This window comes from Winogradskyella ludwigii, assembly GCF_013403985.1.
Classification (GTDB): Bacteria; Bacteroidota; Bacteroidia; order Flavobacteriales; family Flavobacteriaceae; genus Winogradskyella; species Winogradskyella ludwigii.
Window position 1 is genome coordinate 1 of record NZ_JABFDF010000026.1, and the last position, 583, is coordinate 583.

Annotated in this window: 1 pseudogene; it reads left to right on the forward strand. The window is 33.8% G+C overall.

Features of this window, described 5'->3' with window-relative positions:
• A pseudogene (locus tag HM981_RS17390) lies at positions 1 to 583 on the forward strand (choice-of-anchor L domain-containing protein); the annotation flags it as partial.

Sequence of the window (583 nt, forward strand, 5' to 3'; positions counted from 1 at the left end):
TCAATTATAGTTAGTCCAATTGAAACTACAACTTATACAGTTACAGTAACTGACGATTTAGGAAATTCAGATTCAGACAGTGTCACAGTAACGGTTAATGAATTACCAACTTTAATATTAACTGAAGATGTTACTATTTTTGAAGGAGAGAGTATCAACCTAACAGTAAATGGTGCTGAATCTTATTTGTGGAATACAGGAGACACTTCAAACTCAATAGTAGTGAATCCAACGATAACTTCAACTTACAGTGTTACAGGTTTTTCAGCAAGTAATTGTGAAACTTCAGCAGAAGTAACAGTAACGGTTATTCCAGAAATAAATGCTAATGCAGGAAGCGATGTTACTATTTGTGTAGGTGAGAGTGTTACTTTAACGGCTTCAGGCGGAATTAATTATTCTTGGAATACAGGCGAGACTACCGCATCAATGACAGTTAGTCCAATAGAAACTACAACTTATACAGTTACAGTAACTGACGATTTAGGAAATTCAGATTCAGATAATGTAACAGTAACGGTTAATGAATTACCAACTTTAATATTAACTGAAGATGTTACTATTTTTGAAGGAGAGAGTATCA